The sequence below is a fragment of the Marinobacter sp. F4218 genome (genome assembly GCF_019443085.1).
Classification (GTDB): Bacteria; Pseudomonadota; Gammaproteobacteria; order Pseudomonadales; family Oleiphilaceae; genus Marinobacter; species Marinobacter albus.
This window is the reverse complement of the sequence record NZ_JAHZIL010000003.1, coordinates 173,317-194,758: the sequence shown is the minus strand read 5'-3', so window position 1 is coordinate 194,758 and position 21,442 is coordinate 173,317. Positions and strand designations below refer to the sequence as shown.

The following is a 21,442-nucleotide window of genomic DNA, read 5'->3' as shown; positions in this document are numbered from 1 at the left end:
CCGTTGAGGGGCCATAGCTCAGCTGGGAGAGCGCAACACTGGCAGTGTTGAGGTCGGCGGTTCGATCCCGCCTGGCTCCACCAATTTCTAGTCCCCTTCGTCTAGTGGCCTAGGACTCCGCCCTTTCACGGCGGCAACAGGGGTTCGAACCCCCTAGGGGACGCCAATTCGGCTTGACGGTTTAGTCCACCGGATAGCCATCAAAAAAACCGCCTTCGGGCGGTTTTTTTGTGTCTGAAGAAAACACAGGCTAAGGCCCCAGGGATGCTTGGGGCTCAGTGCACCGGTGCTAGCGCGCGGCGATGGCCCCCTTGCCGACGCCCTCGTAGGCTTTGACCCGGATCGTGTCGGTTGGAAATTCCAGTTTCAGCTTGTCCGCGATATGGGCCGCGATCAATTCCACCGTCGTATCCGTATCCAGCATGTAAACTCGATCCTCGGGCAGCGTGAGCGCAAACTCGCCCTGGTTCGCCTCGTATTCGAAGGTGACATAGCGAACGCCGTCGTTGCCCACATGGCGCCTGACTACGTCTTCCTCGGAGCCCACGTAAATGTCGCGCCAAAGCTTGGACCAACGGCGTTCCAGATCGTGATCCCGATGGCCGTTCCGGTCGATCCGGATGGGAGAGCGATGGCCATGGGCAATTCGCTGGCAGTTGCCCAAATGCTTCTTAAGCCCGTGTACGTAATGATAGTAGGCGCCCTCAATTACCTCTTCCCGCAGATTGATCTCCACTGTCGTGACATTTGCGGGCAGGACCGCCTTGAGTTCGTGCTCCAGCAGGCTGGCAACCACAGACGGTACGACTCGCTCGGCCGAAAGCCAGACCACCGCCTCGTCCGGAGAGCGATGGATGATTTCGCTGCCGTCGGTCAGGGCCCAATGAAACGTGTCGGGTTCCTCCTCGTTCCAGGACAGGCCTTCGTATCCGCGGGGAACGACAAGCCGGTGGTCCACGCGCTCGTCAATGACCCGTTTGATGGTCCGCTTCACGTTGCTGAAGTCGAATACCATACCCTGATCATCAAGGTCGCCGCCCAGCACCACGTCCGCAATCCAGCTTTCGCCTACCAGGCCGCGAGTTGGCTCCAAGTATGCGAAATCAATGACGGTGAGGTTGTCCACAAAGAGGTGATTCATTGAAAGTCCGGGCGGGTATGGTTGAATGATGGCGGAATTCTAGCAAAAATCATTGAAACCGGCAGTCTGGTTCTGCTCCAGACTTCACGTAACTGACTAACGAGACGCTTATCATAAACTTCTCCCCGCGCGTAACCGATCAGGAATTTCCGACACTTATCCTTGCTGCAGGCGCCTCGAGCCGTTACGGGCGACCCAAAATGCTGCTTCCCCTGGCGGGACAGGAGGGGATTCTGCTGGACCGGGCCATCGAATTGGGGCGGGTCCTCAGTAAGGACGTCAGGGTCGTTTGTGGGGCCTGGTATCCGCTGATCCGGTTTCGCTGCTCCTCGCAACCGACCGCCTGGCTAAGATCACCGGACTGGCACCAGGGATTGTCAGCATCCCTGGCGACTGGCCTGGCCAGTTTGGGACCCAGAGCCCGGGGAGTCTTCGTTCTGCTGGCGGACCAGCCGCTGTTGGACGTAGATTCATTGAGGGCATTTGGCGAGGCCGCCAGGTTTGTACCAAACCAGCCAGTCGCTGCGGATTACGACGGTCGGCCCGGCGTGCCGGCGTATCTGCCACGATGGCTGTGGCCCGAGGTGATGGAACTGGAAGGTGATTGTGGCGCTGGCCAGTTACTGGCCAGCGTCCGGGCGACCCGGGTTGATATTCCCGGAGTCCACGAAGATGTGGACACCCCGGCGGACTGGCGGCAGATAAGGGTGAGACTCAGCCAAACAGGCCGGATAGCCAGGCAATCCCGACGCTGAATATTCCCAGGCTGACCGCCAGGCCCACCGTGTAGATCTTGGAGGATGCCGAGCGCTGCTGGGCGACGAAGAGATCAATGGTTCGCTGGGCGATATCCTCGGCAGTTTCCCGGGATATCTCATGGGCCTGCTGGATAGCCTCCGACTGAAGGGTTTGCCAGAACTCGGTGTCGATGGTCTGTACGCTGGTGATGTGGTCCTTCAGTTCGGCCATGTGGTCTGCGGTGAACCCGGAATTGCTTTTCAGTTCCCGCTTCAGGTCCGCCAGTTCGCGAGCCAGGTTGAGGTTTACTTCGGCAGCCACTTCGTCCCGGAGGTGCCTGGTGCGCTCCTCGACCAGGTTGGCCATGCCAGTCAGCCGCTCTTCTACGGCTTTCTCCTGCCGGCTTCGGGACTCATCCAGTGCCCGCTTCAGATGGTCAAATTGCTCGTCAAACAGCGAGCTGAGCAGTTCGTGCAGGCGGTTGTTGATGTGGGTTTTGACGGCGGAACGCGCAATCTGCTCGATCAGGTCGCCGGTCAGAGGCACCACATTCGATGAACTGCTGTCCGGAATGGCGACATCGTCTTCGGTTTTCATCGACAGTTCGACAGAGGCATCGTCGGGGATATTCAGCAGATCATCCTCCGGGTCGGTCTCAGCGCAATCGACATCCGGTGGCTCTGGCAGGGTGCCTTCGGTGACGTCACGGTTCAATTGCTCGAGAACCAGGGAAAGGCCTTCGGTCTGTGGCGGCTTGGTGAGGATGTTGTAAACGCCGAAGTTCTTGGCCTCTTCCATGAACGTTGGTGACTTCTTGGAGGTGCACATGATGATCGGAATGGCGGCGGTGTCAGGGTTGCCCTTGATTGCCTTGGTTGCTTCTACCCCGTTCATTCCGGGCATCAGATGATCCATGAAAATGACATCCGGGCGACCGGAGCCGTTCAGGAAATCCAGTGCTTCCTCGGCCGATCCTGCCATGTTCACTTCCATGTCACGACTTTCCAGCAGCTTGCTCAGGGCAAACCGTGCCACCTTGGAGTCGTCCACCAGCAGAGCGTTCTTGATCGCCATGTCACTACCTCAATCGTTTACTGCAAACGCGTATGTGATCGGGCTGATGCCAGTTACCAGCCTTCCAGTTTCGGGCATTGAGTGGCCCGATAGCTCTTGTCCCGATAGCAGACACCGGGTTCGGTTGTGCGGGCGGTGAAGATTTCACCGGCCGCCGTTGTCAGGCGGACCTTTCCGTAGGGCTCGCCGTGTCGGAAGGTTGCCTCGATGGAGCTGCCGTTGGGATTCAAAAGCAGGCCCTTGCCGTGGAACTTCCCTTCAATGTATTCGCCCTCGTACTTCTTGCCATCGGCAAAGACCTCGGCGCCGGTTCCGTGAAATTTACCATTGGAGAATTCGCCCTCGTAATGGCGGCCATCAGGGTAGGTCAGCGAACCGCGGCCATGGAACTCGTTGTCGCGGAAGGCTCCCACGTACAGCATGCCGTCCGCGGTGGTCAGAGAACCGTGGCCGTTCAGGTTCCCGTCTTTCCAGAAGCCGGTCAGGATGTCGCCATTGGCCTTGGTGAGCGTGCCCTTGCCGCCAAACCGGTTGGCGCTGAACTCCCCGGCGTAGCGCGCGCCATCGGCGCCGCGCCAGGTGCCTTCCCCGTCCCGCTGGCCTTCGCTCCAGGCGCCGTCGTAGCGGCTACCATCGGGATACCAGGCCGTGCCTTCGCCGTGGAATTTTCCGTCAACGAAGTGGCCCTCGTAGCGCAGTCCCTCTTTATCTTCGTAAGTGCCGTCTCCGGTTTTCACACCGCCGACCCAGGTTCCCTTTCGGTAATTGACGGTGGTGTAGGCCTCGAGCTTGCCCACCAGAGTCATCTCGCTGCCGGCCTCGAGGGCAACGTTCCGGCTCCAGTCCTTGAATCCGGGTTTACTGATGGTGACATCGTAACGGCCGGGTTCGAGTTCCAGATCGAGTCGGGTGGCGCCATACGCTTCGCCATTGATGGTTACGGTGTCACCCACCACATTTGAGCGTAGAACGAGGGTTCCCGTGGTCGGGGCCGGCTTGGCCGGCTCTGGTTCCGGTGTTGGCGGAACATCGGTCCGGGTTGCCATGGCCGCGGGTGGTTCCGCGACGGCCAGCACGGTTGTTTCCTCCGGCATAGGCGGCACGCTGAATGGCTCTGCCTCCACCTTCGGCCTGCGTGGCTGCTCGGTTGTTTCCGGCTCGGCTATGGTGGCAACCGTCTCGGTTTCGATTTGCTGGGACCCGGGCGCCTGGGCGGGCTCGGCAAAAACATGGGGTTGAGCCGCTTGGGGCTCGGGTTCGTCCGCCACCGTCTTTAGGGTCTGCTCAATGGCAGGAGGCTCTGCCGTCACCAGGGGCGTCCTGTCGGCCCGGACGGAGGCGAATCCGGCAGTAACCAGAAGCATCAGGGCCAGTGCGTTGATGAACAGAAGCGGTCTGAAATCGACCATGGTGGAACCTCTTGAACCTGCATTCTCAGAATTCTGTTTACCTCTGCATCTTAACCAGTGCGTGCAAACTTATGTAACAGAAAGTGTCTGAAGTTAACGAGAATGCAGGCCAAATCACACTTTGTCCGGAAGCTGGTCATGGTTGAGTTGTTCCCACGACCTCATGTACACATCGGCTTCATATTCATAGGGGGAGCGAAATGGGGTTAACACGAAGTCAAAGACCAGGAAAATAAAGCCGATCGACGCCCAGGCGATGGTCAGGGTGCTGATCGTGGTTGCCTGAACTTCGGGGTTGGAATTCGTGAAGTCCTGGAGCAGGGGGATCAGATCCGATGCCATGACCACCGGATTGAAGCTGGCGAGCACAAAGGGAATCCAGAAAGCGATAAAAATCGGGAAGAAGCCGAAGGACCACAAAATCCGCCGAAGCAGATAGATCGCAACTTCGCGCCAGAAACGTTGCCTGATTTCCGGAACCCTGCGGATGCGTTCGAGGTATCTCCGGCGTTCAGCCCAGTACACGGCCACTTCGGGGGCATCCACGGCCTTGGTGTGTGGTGAATAGGTGGTCATGAATTGGGGGGCTACCTTATCGCTTGTGGACTGTGCATGATAATCGATACTCCGTGTTACCCTACAAGTCTCTTATTGTTAAAGACAGGATAGTTCGAATGGCTTCAGAGATCGAGAACGCAGTCCATCCGGCGTTTGAAAAGCTTCGCAGTCACCGGATTGGCACCCTCAATCTGGACGTTGAGGAGTATCGTCACAAGAAGACCGGAGCCCGCCACCTGCATCTGGCAGCGGACAACGATGAGAACGTATTTTTCGTGGCGCTTCGGACCTTCCCCATGGATTCGACCGGCGTTGCCCACATTCTGGAGCACACTGCACTCTGTGGCAGTGAACGGTACCCGGTGCGTGACCCCTTCTTCATGATGATCCGTCGCTCACTGAACACCTTCATGAACGCGTTCACCAGCAGCGACTGGACTGCCTATCCGTTTGCCAGTATGAATCGGAAGGATTTCGACAACCTGCTGTCGGTGTATTTGGATTCGGTCTTTTTCTCCAAGCTGGACCAACTGGATTTCGCCCAGGAAGGCCATCGGCTGGAATTCGATACGCCGGATAATCCTGATACCGACCTGGTCTATCGTGGCGTGGTCTACAACGAAATGAAGGGGGCCATGAGTTCGCCTACCTCCCAGTTGTGGCAGAACCTCAGCAGTCACCTGTTTCCGACCACCACCTATCATTACAACAGTGGCGGCGAACCGGACCACATTGTCGATCTGAGTTACGACGACCTGGTGAGGTTCTATCGTCATCATTACCACCCCAGCAACGCCATTTTCGCCACGTACGGCAACATTCCGGCGAGCGAACACCATGAGCGTTTCGAGGAGCTGGCCCTGAAGCGATTTGACCGTCTGGACATCGAACTGCCGGTGCGGGACGAGAAGCGCATGTTTTCCCCGGTGAGGGTCGAGCAGGGTTATGCCGTGAATGAAGGTGAGGGCACCGAGAAGAAGACTCACATCGTTGTGGGTTGGTTGCTGGGCCACAGCTTCGATCTGCAGGAAAATCTCGAAGGTCAGCTACTGTCTGCCGTTCTGCTGGAGAACAGCGCGTCGCCGTTGATGCGGGCCCTGGAAACCACCGATCTCGGGCATGCGCCATCACCGATGTGTGGTCTGGAGGATTCCAACCGGGAGATGACCTTTGTTTGCGGCATCGAAGGCAGTGAACCGGAAAGACAGAAAGAGCTTGAGACGCTGATTGAGGGCACCTTGCTGAAGGTGGCCGAGGAAGGCGTCAGCGAGGAGCGCCTCGAGGCCATTTTGCACCAGCTCGAACTGCATCAGCGCGAGATCGCCGGAGATCAGTTCCCCTACGGCCTGCAGTTGATCATGAGCGCCATTGCACCGATGGTACACGGCGGTGATCCGGTGGAGTTGCTGGACCTTGAGCCGGTGCTGGAATCCCTGCGTGAGAAAATTCGGGATCCCCAGTATGTGCCGAACCTGATCCGCCGGAAACTGCTGGAGAATCCGCATAGGGTCACTCTGACCCTGCGCCCGGACGAAAAGCTTGAGAGCCATCGCCAGCAGGCCATCCGTGAGGCTCTGGCCCGTCGCAAGGCCGAGTTGACGGACGAGGAGATTCAGCAGATTGTCGAGCGTGCTGCGGCGCTGGAAAAGCGCCAGATGCGCAAGGACGACGACTCCATCCTGCCCAAGGTAGACCTGTCCGATGTGCCGCTGCAGATGCCGGAGCCGGAGTCCCGTTACGACGGCGACATCTCCGCCACGGTTTATTCCCGTGGCACCAACGGCCTGGTGTATGAGCAGGTTGTGGTGCCAGTGCCGGCGCTGACCGAGGAAGAGCTGTTGCTGGTGCCGTATTACACCACGCTGATCTCGGAAGTAGGGTGTGGCGATCTGGACTACCTGCAGATGCAGGATCGTATTTCGGCAGAATCCGGAGGCATTGGTGCTTCCTTCAGTGCCAAGGGAAAGGTCGACGATGTTCAGGATCTGTCCGGATACATTGTCTTCAATGGCAAGGCATTGGCCCGGAACCGGAGCGAACTGACGGCTTTGCTGCGGGACGTGTACACCAGTGCCCGTTTCGATGAGAAAGATCGCATTCGTGAAATCATTGCCCAGATTCGGACCCGACGGGAGCAAGCCGTAACCGGTAGCGGTCATGCCCTGGCAATGGGGGCGGCTGCCCAGGGTATGAGCCCGGGTGCCTGGTTGTCGTTTCGACTTGGCGGCCTCGCCGGTATTCGTGGAACCAAGCAGCTGGACCAGGCACTGAATGACCCGCAGGAGCTGGACGGACTGTGTGCGAAACTGTCGGCCTTGCATGACCGGATTCGCAATCAGAGTCGCGAATTCCTGATTGTTGGCGAGGAGGATCAGTTACCGGCGATGGTGGATGATCTCAAATCCTGCTGGCAGGGTGAAGCCGGTACCGAGATGTCTCCGTGGAAAATCGAACCGGTTAATTACACCACCCGCGAAGCGTGGTTGACCTCCACCCAGGTGAACTTCTGTGCCAAGGCCTACAGTACCGTTCCGGTGGACCACCCCGACGCTGCCGCACTGACGGTACTGGGGGGCTTCTTGCGCAACGGCTACCTGCATAGGGTCATTCGCGAGAAGGGAGGTGCCTATGGCGGCGGTGCCGGCCAGGATAGCGTGAATGGTACCTTCCGGTTTTTCTCCTATCGGGATCCCCGCCTGGCTGAAACCTTGGACGATTTTGATCGGGCACTGGAGTGGTTGCAGACCACCGACCACGATTACCAGGAGCTGGAAGAGTCCATCCTGGGCGTGATCGGCCAGTTGGACCGCCCGCGCTCCCCGGCCGGGGCCGCTCGTCACGCGTTCCACAACAAACTGTTCGGGCGCAGCCCGGAGCAGCGCGCCCGATTCCGCGAGCGCGTGCTGGCAGTGACACTGGATGATCTCAAACGAGTGGCCAGCACCTGGCTGATGCCGGAGAATGCCAGTATCGCGGTTGTCACCAGTCCCGAAAACCGCAAGGTTGCAGAGGAGCTCGGCCTGGCGATTGAGGAAATGTAACGCCGGGTATGGTGGCCGGTGTGATGAAAAAAGAGGGCCTTCGGGCCCTCTTTTTTGTGCATTAACCGGACTGCGTTAGCGGTTACGCTTGAGGCCGGTGGTCACCATGATGCGGGTTGAGATCTCCTCGACCGAATAGGCGGTGGTGTTGAGATACGGAATCCGTTCCCGCCGGTACATCAGCTCGATTTCCTCGATTTCATGCATGCACTGTTTCAGTGACGAGTACCGGGAATTCGGTCGGCGCTCGTTGCGGATGGTGGCGAGGCGCTCCGGTTCGATGGTCAGCCCGAAGATTTTCTGTTTATGGGGCTTCAGCGGCGCCGGCATCTGCTGATCTTCCAGATCCTCTTCGGTAATCGGGTAATTGGCCGCCTTGACCCCATACTGGAGCGCGAGGTACAGGCAGGTGGGGGTTTTGCCACTGCGCGAGGCCCCGACCAGGATCAGGTCCGCTTCATCGTAATGACGTATCCGCGCACCGTCGTCGTTGTCGAGGGCGAAATTGACTGCGTTGATGCGCCGCTCGTAGCTGCCTTCGTTATTGATGGAGTGAGACTTGCCGACGGTATAGGAAGAGGAGGACTGAAGCTCCTGCTCCAATGGGCTGAGGAAGGTCCCGAAAATGTCCACCATGAAGCCGTCTGCTGTGGCAATCACCTCCCGGATATCGCTGTTGACGATGGTGTCGAATACCAGTGGCGAGGCGTTGTCGGTTTCGGCGGCCTTGTTGATGCGCGTCACCATGTCCCGGGCCTTTTCCTCGTCGTCGATGTAAGGCACAGTCACGCGTTCAAATTCGATTTTCTCAAACTGGGCCAGCAGGCTGTGGCCGAGGGCCTCGGCGGTCAGACCGGTGCCGTCGGAAATGAAGAAAGCGGTGCGTTTCATGGTTTATCGTCCGGCTCCGTATTTGGCGGGTTCCCTAGGTAATTGCTGCAGGTTACAGTATCATACACGCCAAGTTCGAGACTCCGCAGTGGATATTGCCCGCTTTTGCCGCTAGATACCGCTGGCCCGGTTATGCTCTTTGCTTCACAGACTCAAGGGAGACGTGCTTTGGAAGATTACATTATCTGGTTTGATCACCTGGGAATGTCCGATGTTGACCGGGTGGGCGGAAAAAACGCCTCTCTCGGGGAAATGATCAGTAATCTCGCCAACGCAGGTGTTACCGTTCCCGGCGGTTTCGCCACGACAGCTCACGCTTATCGCGAATTCCTGGCCACCGATGGCCTGAAAGACAAGATCGACACTGCCCTCGACGCCCTCGACGTAAATGATGTCAACGAACTGGCCCGAGTGGGTGCCGAGATTCGTCAGTGGATCATTGATACCGATTTCCCGGATGTCTTGGAAAATGCGCTCGAAGAGGCCTACGCCAAGCTTCAGGCGGGCAATGAGCATATGGCCGTTGCGGTGCGATCTTCCGCGACCGCCGAAGACCTGCCCGATGCGTCGTTTGCCGGTCAGCAGGAAACCTTCCTGAACGTTGTTGGGCTGCAGCAGGTACGTACGTCTGTAAAAGAGGTGTTTGCCTCCTTGTTCAACGATCGGGCGATCTCCTACCGGGTTCATCATGGCTTCGATCACAAACTGGTAGCACTGTCTGCCGGTATCCAGAAAATGGTGCGCAGTGAGACGGCGGCCAGCGGCGTGATGTTCACGCTCGACACCGAATCCGGTTTCCGGGACGTGGTATTCGTTACCGCGTCCTACGGCCTGGGTGAAACTGTGGTTCAGGGCGCCGTGAACCCCGACGAATTCTACGTCCACAAGCCGACGCTGGCCGATGGACGGCCTGCCGTATTGCGTCGTAACCTCGGCAGCAAGGCCATTAAGATGGTGTACCACCCCAGCCCTGACGCCGGTGAGTTTGTCGAGACCGTGAAGGTTGAGCAGGAAGAGCGGAATCGCTTCTGTATCACCGATGCGGAAGTGGAAGAGTTGGCCAAGCAGGCCATGATCATCGAGAAGCACTATGAGCGTCCCATGGACATCGAATGGGCGAAAGACGGGGACGATGGCCGCATCTACATCGTTCAGGCCCGTCCGGAAACGGTCAAGAGCCGCTCCTCTGCCAATGTCATGGAGCGTTATCTGCTGAACGAAACCGGGAAGGTGTTGGTTGAAGGCCGCAGTATCGGACACAAGATCGGCAGCGGCCCGGTGAAGATTATCACCAGCATCAAAGAAATGGATCGAGTCCAGGCAGGTGACGTTCTGGTTACCGACATGACCGACCCTGACTGGGAACCGGTCATGAAGCGCGCGTCGGCCATCGTCACTGATCGCGGCGGTCGTACGTGCCACGCGGCCATCATCGCCCGCGAACTGGGTATCCCTGCGGTGGTCGGGTGCGGTGATGCCACCGAGCTTCTGAAAGACGGCCAGGAGGTCACGGTATCCTGTGCCGAAGGCGACACCGGTATGATTTACGAGGGTGCGCTGGACTTTGAGCTGCGTGAAAATACCGTCGATTCCATGCCCAATATTCCGTTCAAGATCATGATGAACGTGGGCAACCCGGACCGCGCTTTTGATTTCCAGGCACTGCCGAATGAAGGCGTTGGTCTGGCCCGCCTCGAATTCATCATCAACCGCATGATCGGTGTGCATCCGAAGGCGTTGCTGAACTTCGACGGCTTGCCTCGCGACATCAAGCAGACGGTTGAAAAGCGTATTTCTGGCTACAACTCGCCAGTGGATTTCTACGTGGACAAGCTGGTGGAGGGTATCTCCACTCTGGCCGCCGCCTTTGCACCCAAGAAAGTGATCGTCCGCCTGTCGGATTTCAAGTCCAACGAATACGCCAATCTGATCGGTGGAACGCTCTACGAGCCGGACGAAGAGAACCCGATGCTTGGTTTCCGGGGCGCATCGCGTTACATCTCCGAGACCTTCCGGGACTGTTTCGAGCTGGAGTGTCGGGCGCTGAAGAAGGTGCGTAACGAGATGGGCCTGACCAACGTGGAAGTCATGGTGCCGTTCGTGCGGACAGTGGGCGAAGCGGAGCAGGTCGTGAACCTGCTGGCCGAGAACGGTCTGAAGCGGGGCGAAAACGGCCTGCGCGTGATCATGATGTGCGAATTGCCGGCCAATGCCCTGTTAGCGGATCAGTTCCTGGAGCATTTCGATGGCTTCTCCATTGGCTCCAACGACCTGACCCAGCTTACCCTCGGCCTCGATCGGGATTCCGGTATCATCGCGCACCTGTTTGACGAGCGTAATGACGCGGTCAAGGCGCTGCTGTCCAACGCTATCCAGGCGTGCAAGAAGGCCGGCAAGTATATTGGCATCTGCGGCCAGGGGCCGTCGGATCACCCCGATTTGGCCAAGTGGCTGATGGACCAGGGCATCGATACCGTGTCGCTGAATCCGGACTCGGTGCTGGATACCTGGTTCTTCCTGGCCGACGAGAAGATCGACTGAGCCCATTGCAGGAATAAGGAGAGCGAGACGTGACAGAGATCATTACACCCGACCTGTGTGACGAGTTTCCCGAAGTCCAGGTCCTTGAACCTGGCTTCAATAACTACGGCGGCAACAAGGCGTTCGGGGGCGAAATCGTCACCGTGAAATGTTTTGAAGACAACTCAGTCGTGAAAGAGCAGGTGGGTCAGCCCGGCAATGGGCGGGTCATGGTTGTTGATGGCGGCGCGTCAAAGCGTCACGCTTTGCTTGGCGACATGCTGGCGGAGAAGGCCGCGAACAATGGCTGGGCGGGCCTGATCATTTACGGCTGTGTGCGGGACGTTGATGAAATCGGCAATACCGCCCTGGGCGTTCAGGCGCTGGGTACGCATCCGCGTAAGAGCGAAAAGCGTGGTCTGGGGGATCTGAATGTAGCGGTTACCTTTGGTGGGGTGACCTTCCATCCGGGTCACTACGTTTATGCCGACAACAACGGCATCATCGTTTCCGAGAAGCCTCTGGTCTGAGGCACTCAATGCGGCGGAGCACAGCAGCAACTGCGTTCCGCCCAGTTTTTGCTCAGCTTACCTCGTTAATGGTTGTGCCCAGCAGGTAACCCTCACGATCCTGTTCGCAGCGCAATACCTCGCAAACTGTTTCCAGTGGCGGGATCTGGTCGCCAGTAGGGTGGAGCAGCGTTTTCAGTTCTTCACCCACGGCCACCGGTCGCTTCACGAACAGCTGCATTCCAGCGGCGCTGAGGTCCCGGCAAATGCCGGTAAACTTCTCGCCATTGCTATCCGTCAACTCGATCTCTGAGTTCACCTGCATTCGGTGAAAGTCCCGCTTCTCCGAGTAATCCCGCATGGCATCAGGCCCAGTTGTCGGTTTTCCGTGTTGGTTTAAGCATCGGAATGATCAGCGCCAGGAGTACGCCCCCGAGAACGAGGCCTGCGCCAAGCAACATGAAATCCGATTCCTTGCCGGCTTCCAGACGCTCATTTTCCGCCGTCAGCACTTCCAGGTCATTGCGGATCCTTTGATTTTCTTCACGCAATTCCCGGTTACGGCGCTCCAGCTTGATTGAGTCCGCCGCGATACGCTTGATGCGTTGAAGCTCTTGCTGCAGCTCCTGAGAGCGATCCGACAGTGAGGACTCGGAACTCTGCAGGGAATTGCGTTCCTTGGTTACTTCGGAGAGTTGTTCCTTCACCTGCGACAGCTCGTTTCGGGTCTGCTCCAGTTCGCGATTCGCCCGCTGGAGGCGGTCAGCGGCAATCGGTGTGTCGCTCAGATACTGGCTGGAGACCCAGCCTTCGGTGCCCTTGGGAGTGCGTACGCGCGTGTAACCGGATTCTGTGGTTTCCAGTACCTCCAGCGGAGTCCCGCTCGGAACGGCATTTTCGATGATCCGGAACTGGGTGCCGGCCCCGGCTCGAACGGGCAGGTACAGCTGGTCATCAACCCAGACGGTTTTTGCCTGGGCAACTGCGACGGAAGACACAACAAACAGCACACTGATAAGAAGACGGAAAGGCGTCACTGGATACGATCCCTGAGTTAGACGGTTAAAAAGCAGTCATGAATCAAAGGCGCAATTTTGTCACAGATAATAGGCCATTCAAGCGGACCCGCATTACAATAAACTCATGCGGCTGGTGCCGGCAATTACGGCAGTACGGCCTTGAATGGTTTCACGGTCACTTTCTCGTAGACGCCGGCAGCAATGTAAGGGTCCGCATCGGCCCAGGCCTGGGCAGCTTCGAGGGAGTCAAATTCCGCGACGACCAGGCTGCCGCTGAAGCCGGCTTCACCGGGATCCGGGGTGTCGATCGCGGGATGAGGTCCTGCCACCAGCAGGCGGCCTTCGGCTTTTAGCGCTTCCAGGCGTTCAAGGTGTGCAGGCCGCGCAGACTGACGCATGGGCAGGCTGTTTTCGACGTCCTCGCTGATAATCGCGTAGTACATTCAGCTCTCCATTGTACCGATGGTTGCCGGGCGTAGGCCCGGCAACGGGATGTAATACAGAATCGGTGGCTGGCTGGTACACTGGTGAACAAACGGGTAAGACGACCAGCCAACTGATTCGGGATTTTCTGTGACTATACCGCAAGCCTCCGCTCTGTGCATTGATCTGCATTGCCACAGTACAGCCTCTGACGGAGCCCTGGAGCCTTCCGCACTGGTGAATCGAGCCGTGGAGCGTGGGGTAACCCATCTTTCACTGACCGACCATGACACGATTTCAGGTCTGTCAGAAGCTCGTACAGCTGCCAGTGAGCGAGGCCTGGTAGTGATTCCGGGCGTTGAGCTCTCCTGCCTCTGGAAGAGCCGTACCATTCACATTGTGGGTCTGGATTTTAATCCGGACGATGAGTCGTTTCTGGCAGCTTTGGAGCGTCAGAATGACAATCGGTGGGCGAGGGCGCGCATGATTGCCGACCGGTTGAGCAAGCTCAAAGTTCCAGATCTGTTTGACCGTGCCACGGCCGTTTCGGGCGGCGATGTGCCCGGTCGCCCCCATTTCGCTCAGGTTCTGGTTCAGGCGGACGTGGTCAGTAACACGGCTCAGGCCTTCAAGCGCCACCTTGGGAATGGAAAGCCCGGTGATGTCAAAGCCTACTGGCCGGAATTGGAGGAGGTAGTGGGCTGGATCAATGTAGCTGGCGGCATTGCCGTGTTGGCGCACCCGCGGAAGTATCAGCTGACAGCCACGAAACTGAGGGAACTGACGGCCGATTTCCGTCGCGCCGGCGGCCGGGCGATTGAAGTCTCGACGTCCGGTCAGTCCAGTGGAGATCTGGGTTTCCTGGCGGAACTGTGTCGCCGGGAGGGCCTACTGGCGTCCCAGGGTAGCGATTTTCATTTCCCGGGCGCGCCCTGGTGTGAGCTCGGAAAAATCATGAAAATGCCAGACGGGCTTGAGCCGGTCTGGCATCATTTCACAACGCCTGTGGAGTTTCCCGCGCCGGTCTAGTCCGGCGCGTGGAACAGCAGGTAAAGGTCGGTAAGAGAATCCGGAATGGCATCCGCCATCTGGCGTGACAGTTTGTCGCTGTTGCGGACCTTCTGGAAGTCCTCGTCGTCAAACAGTCCGGAGAGGGTGAGCATAGGCACGAGCAGATCGGCCGTCTCTTCCTCACTTGCTGTTTCCAGCCATTCGTCCTCATGCTCCAGGAATGTGTCCACGAACCCGGCGCACCAGTTTTCCAGCGCATTCATGGGGTCGCCATCTTCCGGTTCCGGAAGCTCGAGTGCCTGCCCCATATCCAGGGCATGAGCCATGTCCTCCGAGAGCTTTTTGACACAGCGGGCGAAGACCTCTGGAACCTCGCCGCCGGGCACCGCCTGGGTGCCCGTGGCGAGGCGGAAGATGTCTTCCGCGCTCAACTTTGCCGGGCCGACGACACTGGCACAGACGACTCCATGCAGGCCGAAGAAGTCCAGGGCTTCGTCTCCCCAGGGTTCGGCAAACAGGATGTCTTCCAGCGCTTCGATGTCGGAATTGGATAGCATTCGTTAGTTACTCCCGGCTTTCTTGGCCTCTTCCGCGGCGCGTTGGCGCTTGCGGACTTCTCTTGGATCATTGTAGGCACGACCCGGGGTCACCGGAACATCAATGGCAGGTTGTTCCTGTGACTTGGCCTCGTCGGCATCGGCAGTTTCTGTTTTGCCCACTTTCTCGCCTTCCTGTTTTGACTCGGGTTCCGGCGTGGTCGTGGGTTTTGGCTCAGGAGCCCTGGTTTCGGGCGCCGTCTGATCAGAAGCCTTCTGCTCAGGTTGGCTCTGCTGCTCAGGCGCTTTGGTTTCCGGAGACTCGGTGCCGGCCTTTGGCTTGGCCTCGGGTGCCGGCTTGGCCGGAGTCGACGGTTCAACGTCGGCCTGCTTTTCCGAAGGCGATATTTGGGCCTTTGCTTCGGTTTCGGTCTTTGCTTCCGTCTTGGCAGGCGCGGCTTGCCCGGTCGTGGCGGCTGATTCGGCGTCCGCCTTGCCGGCTTTGGGGGCAGCGGCTTCTGCGGGTTTTGCCGACGGCTGATCAGTCTCTGCGGCCTTGCTCTTGTTGGCGTCCGACTGGTCCTCTGACTTATCGGCCGACTTCGGCTTTCGGTCAGCACGGGCATTGGTGCCGGCCTCGGCTTTTGCCGATTCAGACTTCCCCGCTGGCACCTCTTTGGCAGTGGTTTCGCCACCCCTGGTCGCCTCGGTCTTTGCCTTAGGCTTGTCAGCCGCTTTTGGCTCAGCCGGCTTCTCCGTCCTGGCTTCTGCTGGTGTCTCCGGCTTGGTCTCTGCCGGTTTCTCAGCGCTGGCTTCTGCGGTTTTTTCAGCTTGCGCCGTGGTTGCTTGAGGCTCGGTTTTGGCCTGCTTCGGCTGATCGGCTTTTTCCGGCGTCGCCGCCTTGGCGCGATCGTTCGGGCGCTCCCCGGTTTGCTTCACGTCCGGCTTGCCAGTGGATTCCAGCGGTTGCTCAGGCTGGGTGTCCTTCTGATGCTTCTCGCTACGTTCGGCTTTACGTTCTGCCGGCGTTGAAGCAGGCGTTTCCGTTGGAGAACCATCACGGCTACGTTGGCGACGGGGCTTGCCACGCTTTTCGCCTCCGGCGCTCTTTTCGGCGCTGGCTGGCTTCTTCGCGGGACCCTGCTGCTGATCCTTCTGCTCGCGAGTCTCCTTCTGTTCGCGTTGGGGTTTGTTGCGCCCCTGGCCGCGGCCTCTGCCTTGGCCGTCTTTGCGACCTTCACCGCCTTTGCTGTCACCGGACTTGTCGGCGGCCGGTCGGCTCTGGTTGGGGCGGTTCTGATCGTCGCTACGGTTGCGTCCACGGCCGCGACTGTCGTCGCCACGGCTCGGCTGTCCACCCTGGCGCCGGTCGCTTCCGGTGCGATTGCCAGCTGAGCGCTGGTCGTCGCGGGCAACCCGGGATTTGCGGCGGTCCTGGCGACCCTGGTTCCGGCGATCTTCGCGCACGGCCCGGTTCTTGTCGCGGGTCTCAGTCGGTTGTTCGTCCTCACCGCCAAAGAAACCGGCGATTTTGCGACCCAGACGGCGGAAAAGTCCTTCTTCCTGAGCCTGAGGCTCGGCAGGCTTGGCGGCCGGCTTGGGTGCGGGGGCGCTCGGTTGGATTGCCTTGACCGCGGCCTGTTCGCGTGCCGGACGCTCGGGTGCCGGAGCCTCAAACACCTCTTCTTCACGCTCGCTGTATTCCTGGGCCACCTGGTGGCTGGAGATATGCTCAGGTGTGGTTTCATCGTCGCGCATGCGCAGGATTTCGAAGTGAGGTGTCTCCATGTGAGGCACCGGCACTACGACGACGCTGACTTCCTGGCGGGCTTCGATGTCGGCCAATTGCTTGCGCTTTTCGTTCAGCAGGAAGGTGGCCACGGACACCGGAACCACCGCCCGGACTTCGCCCGTCTTTTCCTTTGAGGATTCCTCGTAGATCAGGCGCATGATGCTCAGCGCCAGGGACTCGATCCCCCGGATGGTGCCCTGACCCTCGCAACGAGGGCAGACTTCACTTCGGGTCTCGCCGAGTGACGGGCGCAGGCGCTGTCGCGACATTTCCAGCAGGCCGAAGCGGGAAATCTTGCCAACCTGAACCCGGGCCCGGTCAATTTCCAGGGCTTCACGCATCTTCTGCTCGACTTCCCGCTGGTGTTTGGCCGGGGTCATGTCGATGAAGTCGATGACGATCAGGCCGCCCATATCGCGCAGGCGCAGCTGGCGAGCAATCTCTTCTGCGGCCTCAAGGTTGGTCTGGAACGCTGTTTCCTCGATATCGTGCCCTTTGGTGGCACGGGAGGAGTTGATATCGATCGAGACCAGGGCCTCGGTTGGGTCGATGACAATGGAACCACCTGAGGGAAGCTTTACCTCCCGCTGGAAGGCGGTCTCGATCTGGCCTTCGATCTGGTAGCGACTGAACAGAGGGATCTCGTCCTTGTACAGTTTGATCTTGTTCTCGAAGGTCGGCATGACGGCGCGAACGAAGTTGAGGACATCTTCATACACCCCGTTGGCGTCGATCAGTACTTCGCCGATGTCCTGGCGAAGGTAGTCACGTACCGCGCGAATAATGACGTTACTTTCCTGGTGGATCAGGAACGGCGCTTTGCGCTCGCCGGCGGCCTGGGTAATGGCTTCCCAGAACTGAACCAGGTAATCAAGGTCCCACTGGAGTTCTTCCGTGGTTCGCCCGATACCGGCCGTGCGGACGATGATGCCCATGGATTTGGGCACCTGGACGTCGTTCATGGCCTCTTTGAGTTGGGCGCGCTCATCACCCTCGATACGCCGTGAAATACCTCCGGCGCGAGGGTTGTTAGGCATCAGTACCAGGTAGCGCCCGGCCAGGGAAATGAAAGTGGTCAGGGCCGCGCCCTTGTTGCCGCGTTCTTCCTTGTCAACCTGGACAATGACTTCCTGGCCTTCGGATACCACATCCTTGATGTTGATCTTGCCTTCGATCTGGCCGGGGGATTTCTTGAAGTACTCCTTGGAGATCTCCTTCAGAGGCAGAAAGCCGTGGCGCTCGGCGCCAAAGTCAACAAAGGCAGCTTCAAGGCTGGGCTCGACGCGCGTAATGCGGCCTTTGTAAATGTTGGCTTTTTTCTGCTCGCGGGAGCTGGATTCGATGTCGAGGTCGAACAGACGCTGGCCGTCGACCAGAGCTACGCGCAACTCTTCGGGATGAGTTGCATTGATGAGCATTCTTTTCATGGAAAGAAAGGGTTCCTGTCGTTTGATTTTGACAGAAAACCGGAGGGGATCGCATCAGCGAAGCGGGATGTGCGTGCCGCGGGGCTCTTCTACAGCAAGAGCAGGCCGGCGGCCAGACGAATCAGACCCTTATGGGGTGCGATTCTCTTGGTCTGAGACCACCGACTGTCCGACTGCCGGTAGGCAGCGAGAGGTCGTGTGAGGTTCGTGTCTGTTGACGCATGTTATCCGTTTTCAGGTTCACTCAGGTGCCTGGGTCTCACGTCGTATTCGTAAGCTGGACGGCCCGGCCCTGCGTGGCAATGATTCTTCGTGATGTTGCCCGTCGGTTTTCCGCACGGTTTTCCACTTCTCCCGAAGGCAGGTTCACAGCCGTCATCGGTCTGTCCTGGAGCTCCGGGAGCATTTCCTCCGCCGATCCCGATAATGATTGGGTATGCGGCGTTCAAACTCTCGAATAGTGTCGGTATACTTCTGCCGCTCCGGCTTCTGACTGGAGTTCGTCAGGCCGTAGACAAACGGCAGAGCACGCCGGAATATAACAGTATTCGGGTGGCCGTTCAATCCCGTACACACGCCTATTAAGGAATTCCATGTCTCGCAAGCCCGCGACAAGAAAAACCACCCGGAATGAGGGGCCCGAAGCGCATTCCGGTGGCCGGAAGGAGGTGCGCCAGGCGGTTCAGTGGGTCACGGTCGATGAGGACAATGAAGGGCAGCGCGTCGACAACTTCCTTCTGGCGCAGCTGCGCGGGGTGCCGAAAAGTATCATCTACCGGGTGGTGCGTAAGGGCGAGGTGCGCGTTAACAAGGGGCGTGTAAAGCCCGATACCCGGTTGAAAGCCGGTGACCAGGTCCGTATCCCGCCGGTGACCCGGAAGGAAAGGCCGGCGCAAGTGGCACCGGGCAGTCGGGTTCAGGGCGTGATGGAGGCTGCGGTCGTTTTCGAGAACGACCAGATGCTGGTGGTTAACAAGCCGTCGGGCATCGCTGTGCACGGAGGCAGTGGTCTCAGCTTTGGTCTGATTGAGGTGTTGCGCTCCGCGCGGCCGGAGGCTCGCTTCCTGGAATTGGTGCATCGGCTCGATCGGGATACGTCCGGCCTGATTATGGTTGCCAAGAAGCGGTCGGCACTTCGCTACCTGCAGGATGAGTTGCGTCAGAAACGAATCCGGAAGCATTATCATGCGTTGGTCGCGGGCCATTGGTCGGATTCGGTTGGTCGGGTGGATGTGCCGCTTCTGCGCTACGAAATGCCCAATGGCGAGCGTCGGGTGAAAGTGGATGATGCGGGCAAGGACTCGCTGACGCTCTTTCGCTGCCTGGCGCGGTATGAGGGTTACAGTCTGGTGGAGGCGTCGCCGATTACGGGCAGGACCCATCAGATCCGGGTTCACAGTGCCTGGGCGGGTCATCCGATTGCCGGTGATGACAAGTATATGGATGATGTGAGTCTGAAAGCTTTCCGCGCTATTGGCGGTCAGCGGCTCATGCTTCACGCCCGCGCGCTCGAGTTTGCCCTGCCGGTAACCGGAGAGGCGATGCGCCTGGAAGCGCCCTACGACGATGCATTCAACGACGTGCTCAGAAAGCTCGAAGCGCGTAACAGGAATCGATAAATGAAGGTCAAGGTCGTTATTTTTGATTGGGACGGGACCCTCGTGGATTCCGTCGAGCACATTGCTGAAAGCCTGCATCAGGCCGCTACCGATCTGGGGTATCCGCAGCTCGAGCGGGAGGCCTACCGGGATATTATCGGGCTTGGAATGGTGGAGGCGCTGGAAAAGCTCTATCCCGGAATCAGTCGGGAAGAAATGAACGCCATACGCGAAGGCTACGGCCGGTATTTCTTCAGCAAGGTCACTACGCCGCAAAATGTCTTTGATGGCATGGCAGACGTCGTCACCGATCTCCGTGGTTCGGGGTGCGGCTGTTCAGTTGCCACCGGTAAGAGTCGGCGCGGACTGGATATGGCCCTGGTTTCCAGTGGTCTTGGTGACCATTTTGATATCACCCGGTGTGCTGACGAGACCCGATCCAAGCCTGATCCTGCCATGCTTGAGGAAATTATCCGTTTTTACGGAATCGAGCCGACGGAAGCCGTGATGATCGGCGACACCCGGTACGATCTGGATATGGCTCAACGCCTGGGGATGCCGTCAATCGGAGTCGAGTGGGGGGTGCACAAGCGCGACGTCCTTGAGGATTATGCTCCCCACGCCATCGTCGACACTGTGGTCGATCTTCGCCGTGTGCTGGGGCTCTGAAGTTTCAATCAAAATAATGTTGCTGACAGGATGTATGCATGACTGACTGGGATTCCGATAAGACACCTGAGTGGGGTGACAAGCCCGTGGCGCCGGAAGATGGCGGCAAACCTCACGCTGGCCGGAGGGGACCGAACTTGCCACCGGAGAGTGGGCGCGACTGGAAGCTGATTGAAAAGCTGGTGATGTCGCTTCAGTCTGAACAGCGTCGCAGTCGGCGTTGGGGCATCTTCTTCAAGTTCCTGACCTTTGGGTATCTGATTGCCCTTCTGCTCCTGTTCAAGTTCCCGCTGGGCGACACAATCGATACAGCGACCGGCAAGCACACCGCCTTGATCGAGGTGAATGGCACGATTGCGGCTGATGAGCTGGCCAGTGCCGATAATATTGTGGGCGCGCTGCGTTCCGCCTTTGAAGAGAAGAATGCGGTTGCTGTGGTGTTGCGGATCAATAGTCCTGGTGGAAGTCCGGTGCAGTCGGGCTATGTCTACGATGAAATCAAGCGCCTGCGGGCGGAATACCCTGACAAAAAGGTGTATGCAGTGATTTCGGATATCGGAGCGTCCGGCGCCTATTACATAGCGTCTGCGGCTGATGAGATTTACGCCAATCGTGCCAGCCTCGTCGGGTCTATCGGTGTGGTGGCTGGCGGCTTCGGTTTTACCGGCGTCATGGAGAAGGTGGGTGTAGAGCGTCGGCTATACACCGCGGGCGAGAACAAGGCGTTCCTTGATCCGTTTTCGCCGGAGCAGGACGAAGAAGTGGCCTTCTGGCAGGACGTTCTCGAGAGCACTCACAGCCAGTTCATTGAGGCGGTCAAGGCCGGTCGTGGTGATCGCCTTGCGGACGATGACCGGCTTTTCAGTGGTCTGGTCTGGAGTGGTGAGCAGGCTGTGGAACTGGGTCTGGTCGACGGTCTGGGTAGCTCGTCCTGGGTGGCCCGCCAGATCGTAGGCAAGGAAAATCTGGTGGATTACAGTCGGCACAAATCGCCGTTGCAGGACCTTGTCGACCAGCTCGGCGTTGCCTTTGGTGAAGGGTTTGCCGGCCAAATGCTTGAGTCCCGCCTGGAGCTCCGCTAGGCGG

The 21,442-nt window shown here is 58.7% G+C and carries 18 protein-coding genes and 2 tRNA genes; 10 read left to right on the top strand and 10 right to left on the bottom strand.

The window, feature by feature from the left end; all coding sequences use genetic code 11:
- Nucleotides 1–7: 7 nt before the first annotated feature.
- A tRNA-Ala gene (locus K0B93_RS04795) sits at nucleotides 8–83 on the top strand.
- Between the two features lie 7 nt (nucleotides 84–90).
- Nucleotides 91–166 (top strand) — tRNA-Glu (locus K0B93_RS04790).
- 123 nt (nucleotides 167–289) lie between these two features.
- On the opposite strand, the gene K0B93_RS04785 is transcribed toward K0B93_RS04790, so the two are convergent.
- Nucleotides 290–1,141 carry a 6-carboxytetrahydropterin synthase gene (locus K0B93_RS04785; RefSeq protein WP_219866122.1) on the bottom strand — a complete coding sequence of 284 codons (852 nt, stop codon included), beginning with the start codon at nucleotides 1,139–1,141 and terminating at the stop codon, nucleotides 290–292.
- A gap of 92 nt (nucleotides 1,142–1,233) precedes the next feature.
- On the opposite strand from K0B93_RS04785, the gene K0B93_RS04780 reads away from it, so the two are divergent.
- Nucleotides 1,234–1,896: a nucleotidyltransferase family protein gene (locus K0B93_RS04780; protein ID WP_219868031.1), complete on the top strand. Its 663-nt coding sequence runs from the start codon at nucleotides 1,234–1,236 to the stop codon at nucleotides 1,894–1,896.
- Here K0B93_RS04780 and K0B93_RS04775 read toward each other — a convergent pair.
- From K0B93_RS04775 to K0B93_RS04765, 3 genes are all read right to left on the bottom strand, one after another.
- Nucleotides 1,856–2,953 (bottom strand): response regulator, encoded by a 1,098-nt coding sequence (locus tag K0B93_RS04775; RefSeq protein WP_219866121.1) that lies wholly within the window; start codon nucleotides 2,951–2,953, stop codon nucleotides 1,856–1,858. The genes K0B93_RS04780 and K0B93_RS04775 overlap by 41 nt on opposite strands.
- A 53-nt stretch (nucleotides 2,954–3,006) precedes the next feature.
- Complete coding sequence (locus K0B93_RS04770) at nucleotides 3,007–4,362, bottom strand: PEGA domain-containing protein (RefSeq protein WP_219866120.1); 1,356 nt, start codon at nucleotides 4,360–4,362, stop codon at nucleotides 3,007–3,009.
- A gap of 114 nt (nucleotides 4,363–4,476) precedes the next feature.
- Nucleotides 4,477–4,938, bottom strand: a complete 462-nt coding sequence (locus K0B93_RS04765; protein WP_219866119.1) for a hypothetical protein — start codon at nucleotides 4,936–4,938, stop codon at nucleotides 4,477–4,479.
- 98 nt (nucleotides 4,939–5,036) lie between these two features.
- On the opposite strand from K0B93_RS04765, the gene K0B93_RS04760 reads away from it, so the two are divergent.
- On the top strand, nucleotides 5,037–7,961 hold the full coding sequence (locus K0B93_RS04760; RefSeq protein ID WP_219866118.1) for an insulinase family protein: 2,925 nt from the start codon (nucleotides 5,037–5,039) through the stop codon (nucleotides 7,959–7,961).
- Nucleotides 7,962–8,036: 75 nt separating this feature from the next.
- On the opposite strand, the gene K0B93_RS04755 is transcribed toward K0B93_RS04760, so the two are convergent.
- Nucleotides 8,037–8,852, bottom strand: coding sequence for a pyruvate, water dikinase regulatory protein (locus K0B93_RS04755; RefSeq protein ID WP_219866117.1), 816 nt, complete (start codon nucleotides 8,850–8,852; stop codon nucleotides 8,037–8,039).
- A gap of 168 nt (nucleotides 8,853–9,020) precedes the next feature.
- Between K0B93_RS04755 and ppsA the strand changes: the two genes are divergently transcribed.
- Nucleotides 9,021–11,393, top strand: coding sequence for a phosphoenolpyruvate synthase (gene ppsA / locus K0B93_RS04750; protein WP_219866116.1), 2,373 nt, complete (start codon nucleotides 9,021–9,023; stop codon nucleotides 11,391–11,393).
- 29 nt (nucleotides 11,394–11,422) lie between these two features.
- A complete protein-coding gene (rraA, locus tag K0B93_RS04745) occupies nucleotides 11,423–11,902 on the top strand; it encodes a ribonuclease E activity regulator RraA (protein ID WP_219866115.1) in 480 nt (159 codons plus the stop codon).
- A gap of 52 nt (nucleotides 11,903–11,954) precedes the next feature.
- Here rraA and K0B93_RS04740 read toward each other — a convergent pair whose 3' ends face one another.
- The 3 genes from K0B93_RS04740 to K0B93_RS04730 all read right to left on the bottom strand — a co-directional run bounded on the left by K0B93_RS04740 (nucleotide 11,955) and on the right by K0B93_RS04730 (nucleotide 13,343).
- Entirely contained in the window at nucleotides 11,955–12,242 is a 288-nt protein-coding gene (locus tag K0B93_RS04740) for a PilZ domain-containing protein (protein WP_219866114.1), read from the bottom strand.
- Between the two features lie 4 nt (nucleotides 12,243–12,246).
- The gene (locus K0B93_RS04735) at nucleotides 12,247–12,918 is read right to left on the bottom strand and encodes a TIGR04211 family SH3 domain-containing protein (RefSeq protein ID WP_219866113.1); all 672 of its coding nucleotides are present in this window, start codon (nucleotides 12,916–12,918) and stop codon (nucleotides 12,247–12,249) included.
- A 125-nt stretch (nucleotides 12,919–13,043) separates the two neighbouring features.
- The gene (locus K0B93_RS04730) at nucleotides 13,044–13,343 is read right to left on the bottom strand and encodes a YciI family protein (protein WP_219866112.1); all 300 of its coding nucleotides are present in this window, start codon (nucleotides 13,341–13,343) and stop codon (nucleotides 13,044–13,046) included.
- Nucleotides 13,344–13,473: 130 nt separating this feature from the next.
- Here K0B93_RS04730 and K0B93_RS04725 point away from each other — a divergent pair, with 130 nt between their 5' ends.
- Nucleotides 13,474–14,352, top strand: a complete 879-nt coding sequence (locus K0B93_RS04725; protein ID WP_219866111.1) for a PHP domain-containing protein — start codon at nucleotides 13,474–13,476, stop codon at nucleotides 14,350–14,352.
- Here K0B93_RS04725 and K0B93_RS04720 read toward each other — a convergent pair.
- Together K0B93_RS04720 and rne are read right to left on the bottom strand one after the other, a co-directional pair.
- Nucleotides 14,349–14,891, bottom strand: a complete 543-nt coding sequence (locus K0B93_RS04720; RefSeq protein WP_219866110.1) for a YecA family protein — start codon at nucleotides 14,889–14,891, stop codon at nucleotides 14,349–14,351. The two genes, K0B93_RS04725 and K0B93_RS04720, sit on opposite strands and share 4 nt — an antisense overlap.
- Before the next feature lie 3 nt (nucleotides 14,892–14,894).
- A complete protein-coding gene (rne, locus tag K0B93_RS04715) occupies nucleotides 14,895–18,089 on the bottom strand; it encodes a ribonuclease E (protein ID WP_219866109.1) in 3,195 nt (1,064 codons plus the stop codon).
- 593 nt (nucleotides 18,090–18,682) lie between these two features.
- Here rne and rluC point away from each other — a divergent pair.
- The 3 genes from rluC to K0B93_RS04700 are packed head-to-tail and all read left to right on the top strand — an operon-like array spanning nucleotide 18,683 to nucleotide 21,438.
- Nucleotides 18,683–19,708 (top strand): 23S rRNA pseudouridine(955/2504/2580) synthase RluC, encoded by a 1,026-nt coding sequence (rluC, locus tag K0B93_RS04710; protein WP_228743309.1) that lies wholly within the window; start codon nucleotides 18,683–18,685, stop codon nucleotides 19,706–19,708.
- Nucleotides 19,709–20,356, top strand: a complete 648-nt coding sequence (locus K0B93_RS04705) for an HAD family hydrolase (protein WP_219866108.1) — start codon at nucleotides 19,709–19,711, stop codon at nucleotides 20,354–20,356.
- Nucleotides 20,357–20,394: 38 nt separating this feature from the next.
- Nucleotides 20,395–21,438, top strand: a complete 1,044-nt coding sequence (locus K0B93_RS04700) for a S49 family peptidase (protein ID WP_219866107.1) — start codon at nucleotides 20,395–20,397, stop codon at nucleotides 21,436–21,438.
- Nucleotides 21,439–21,442 lie beyond the last annotated feature (4 nt).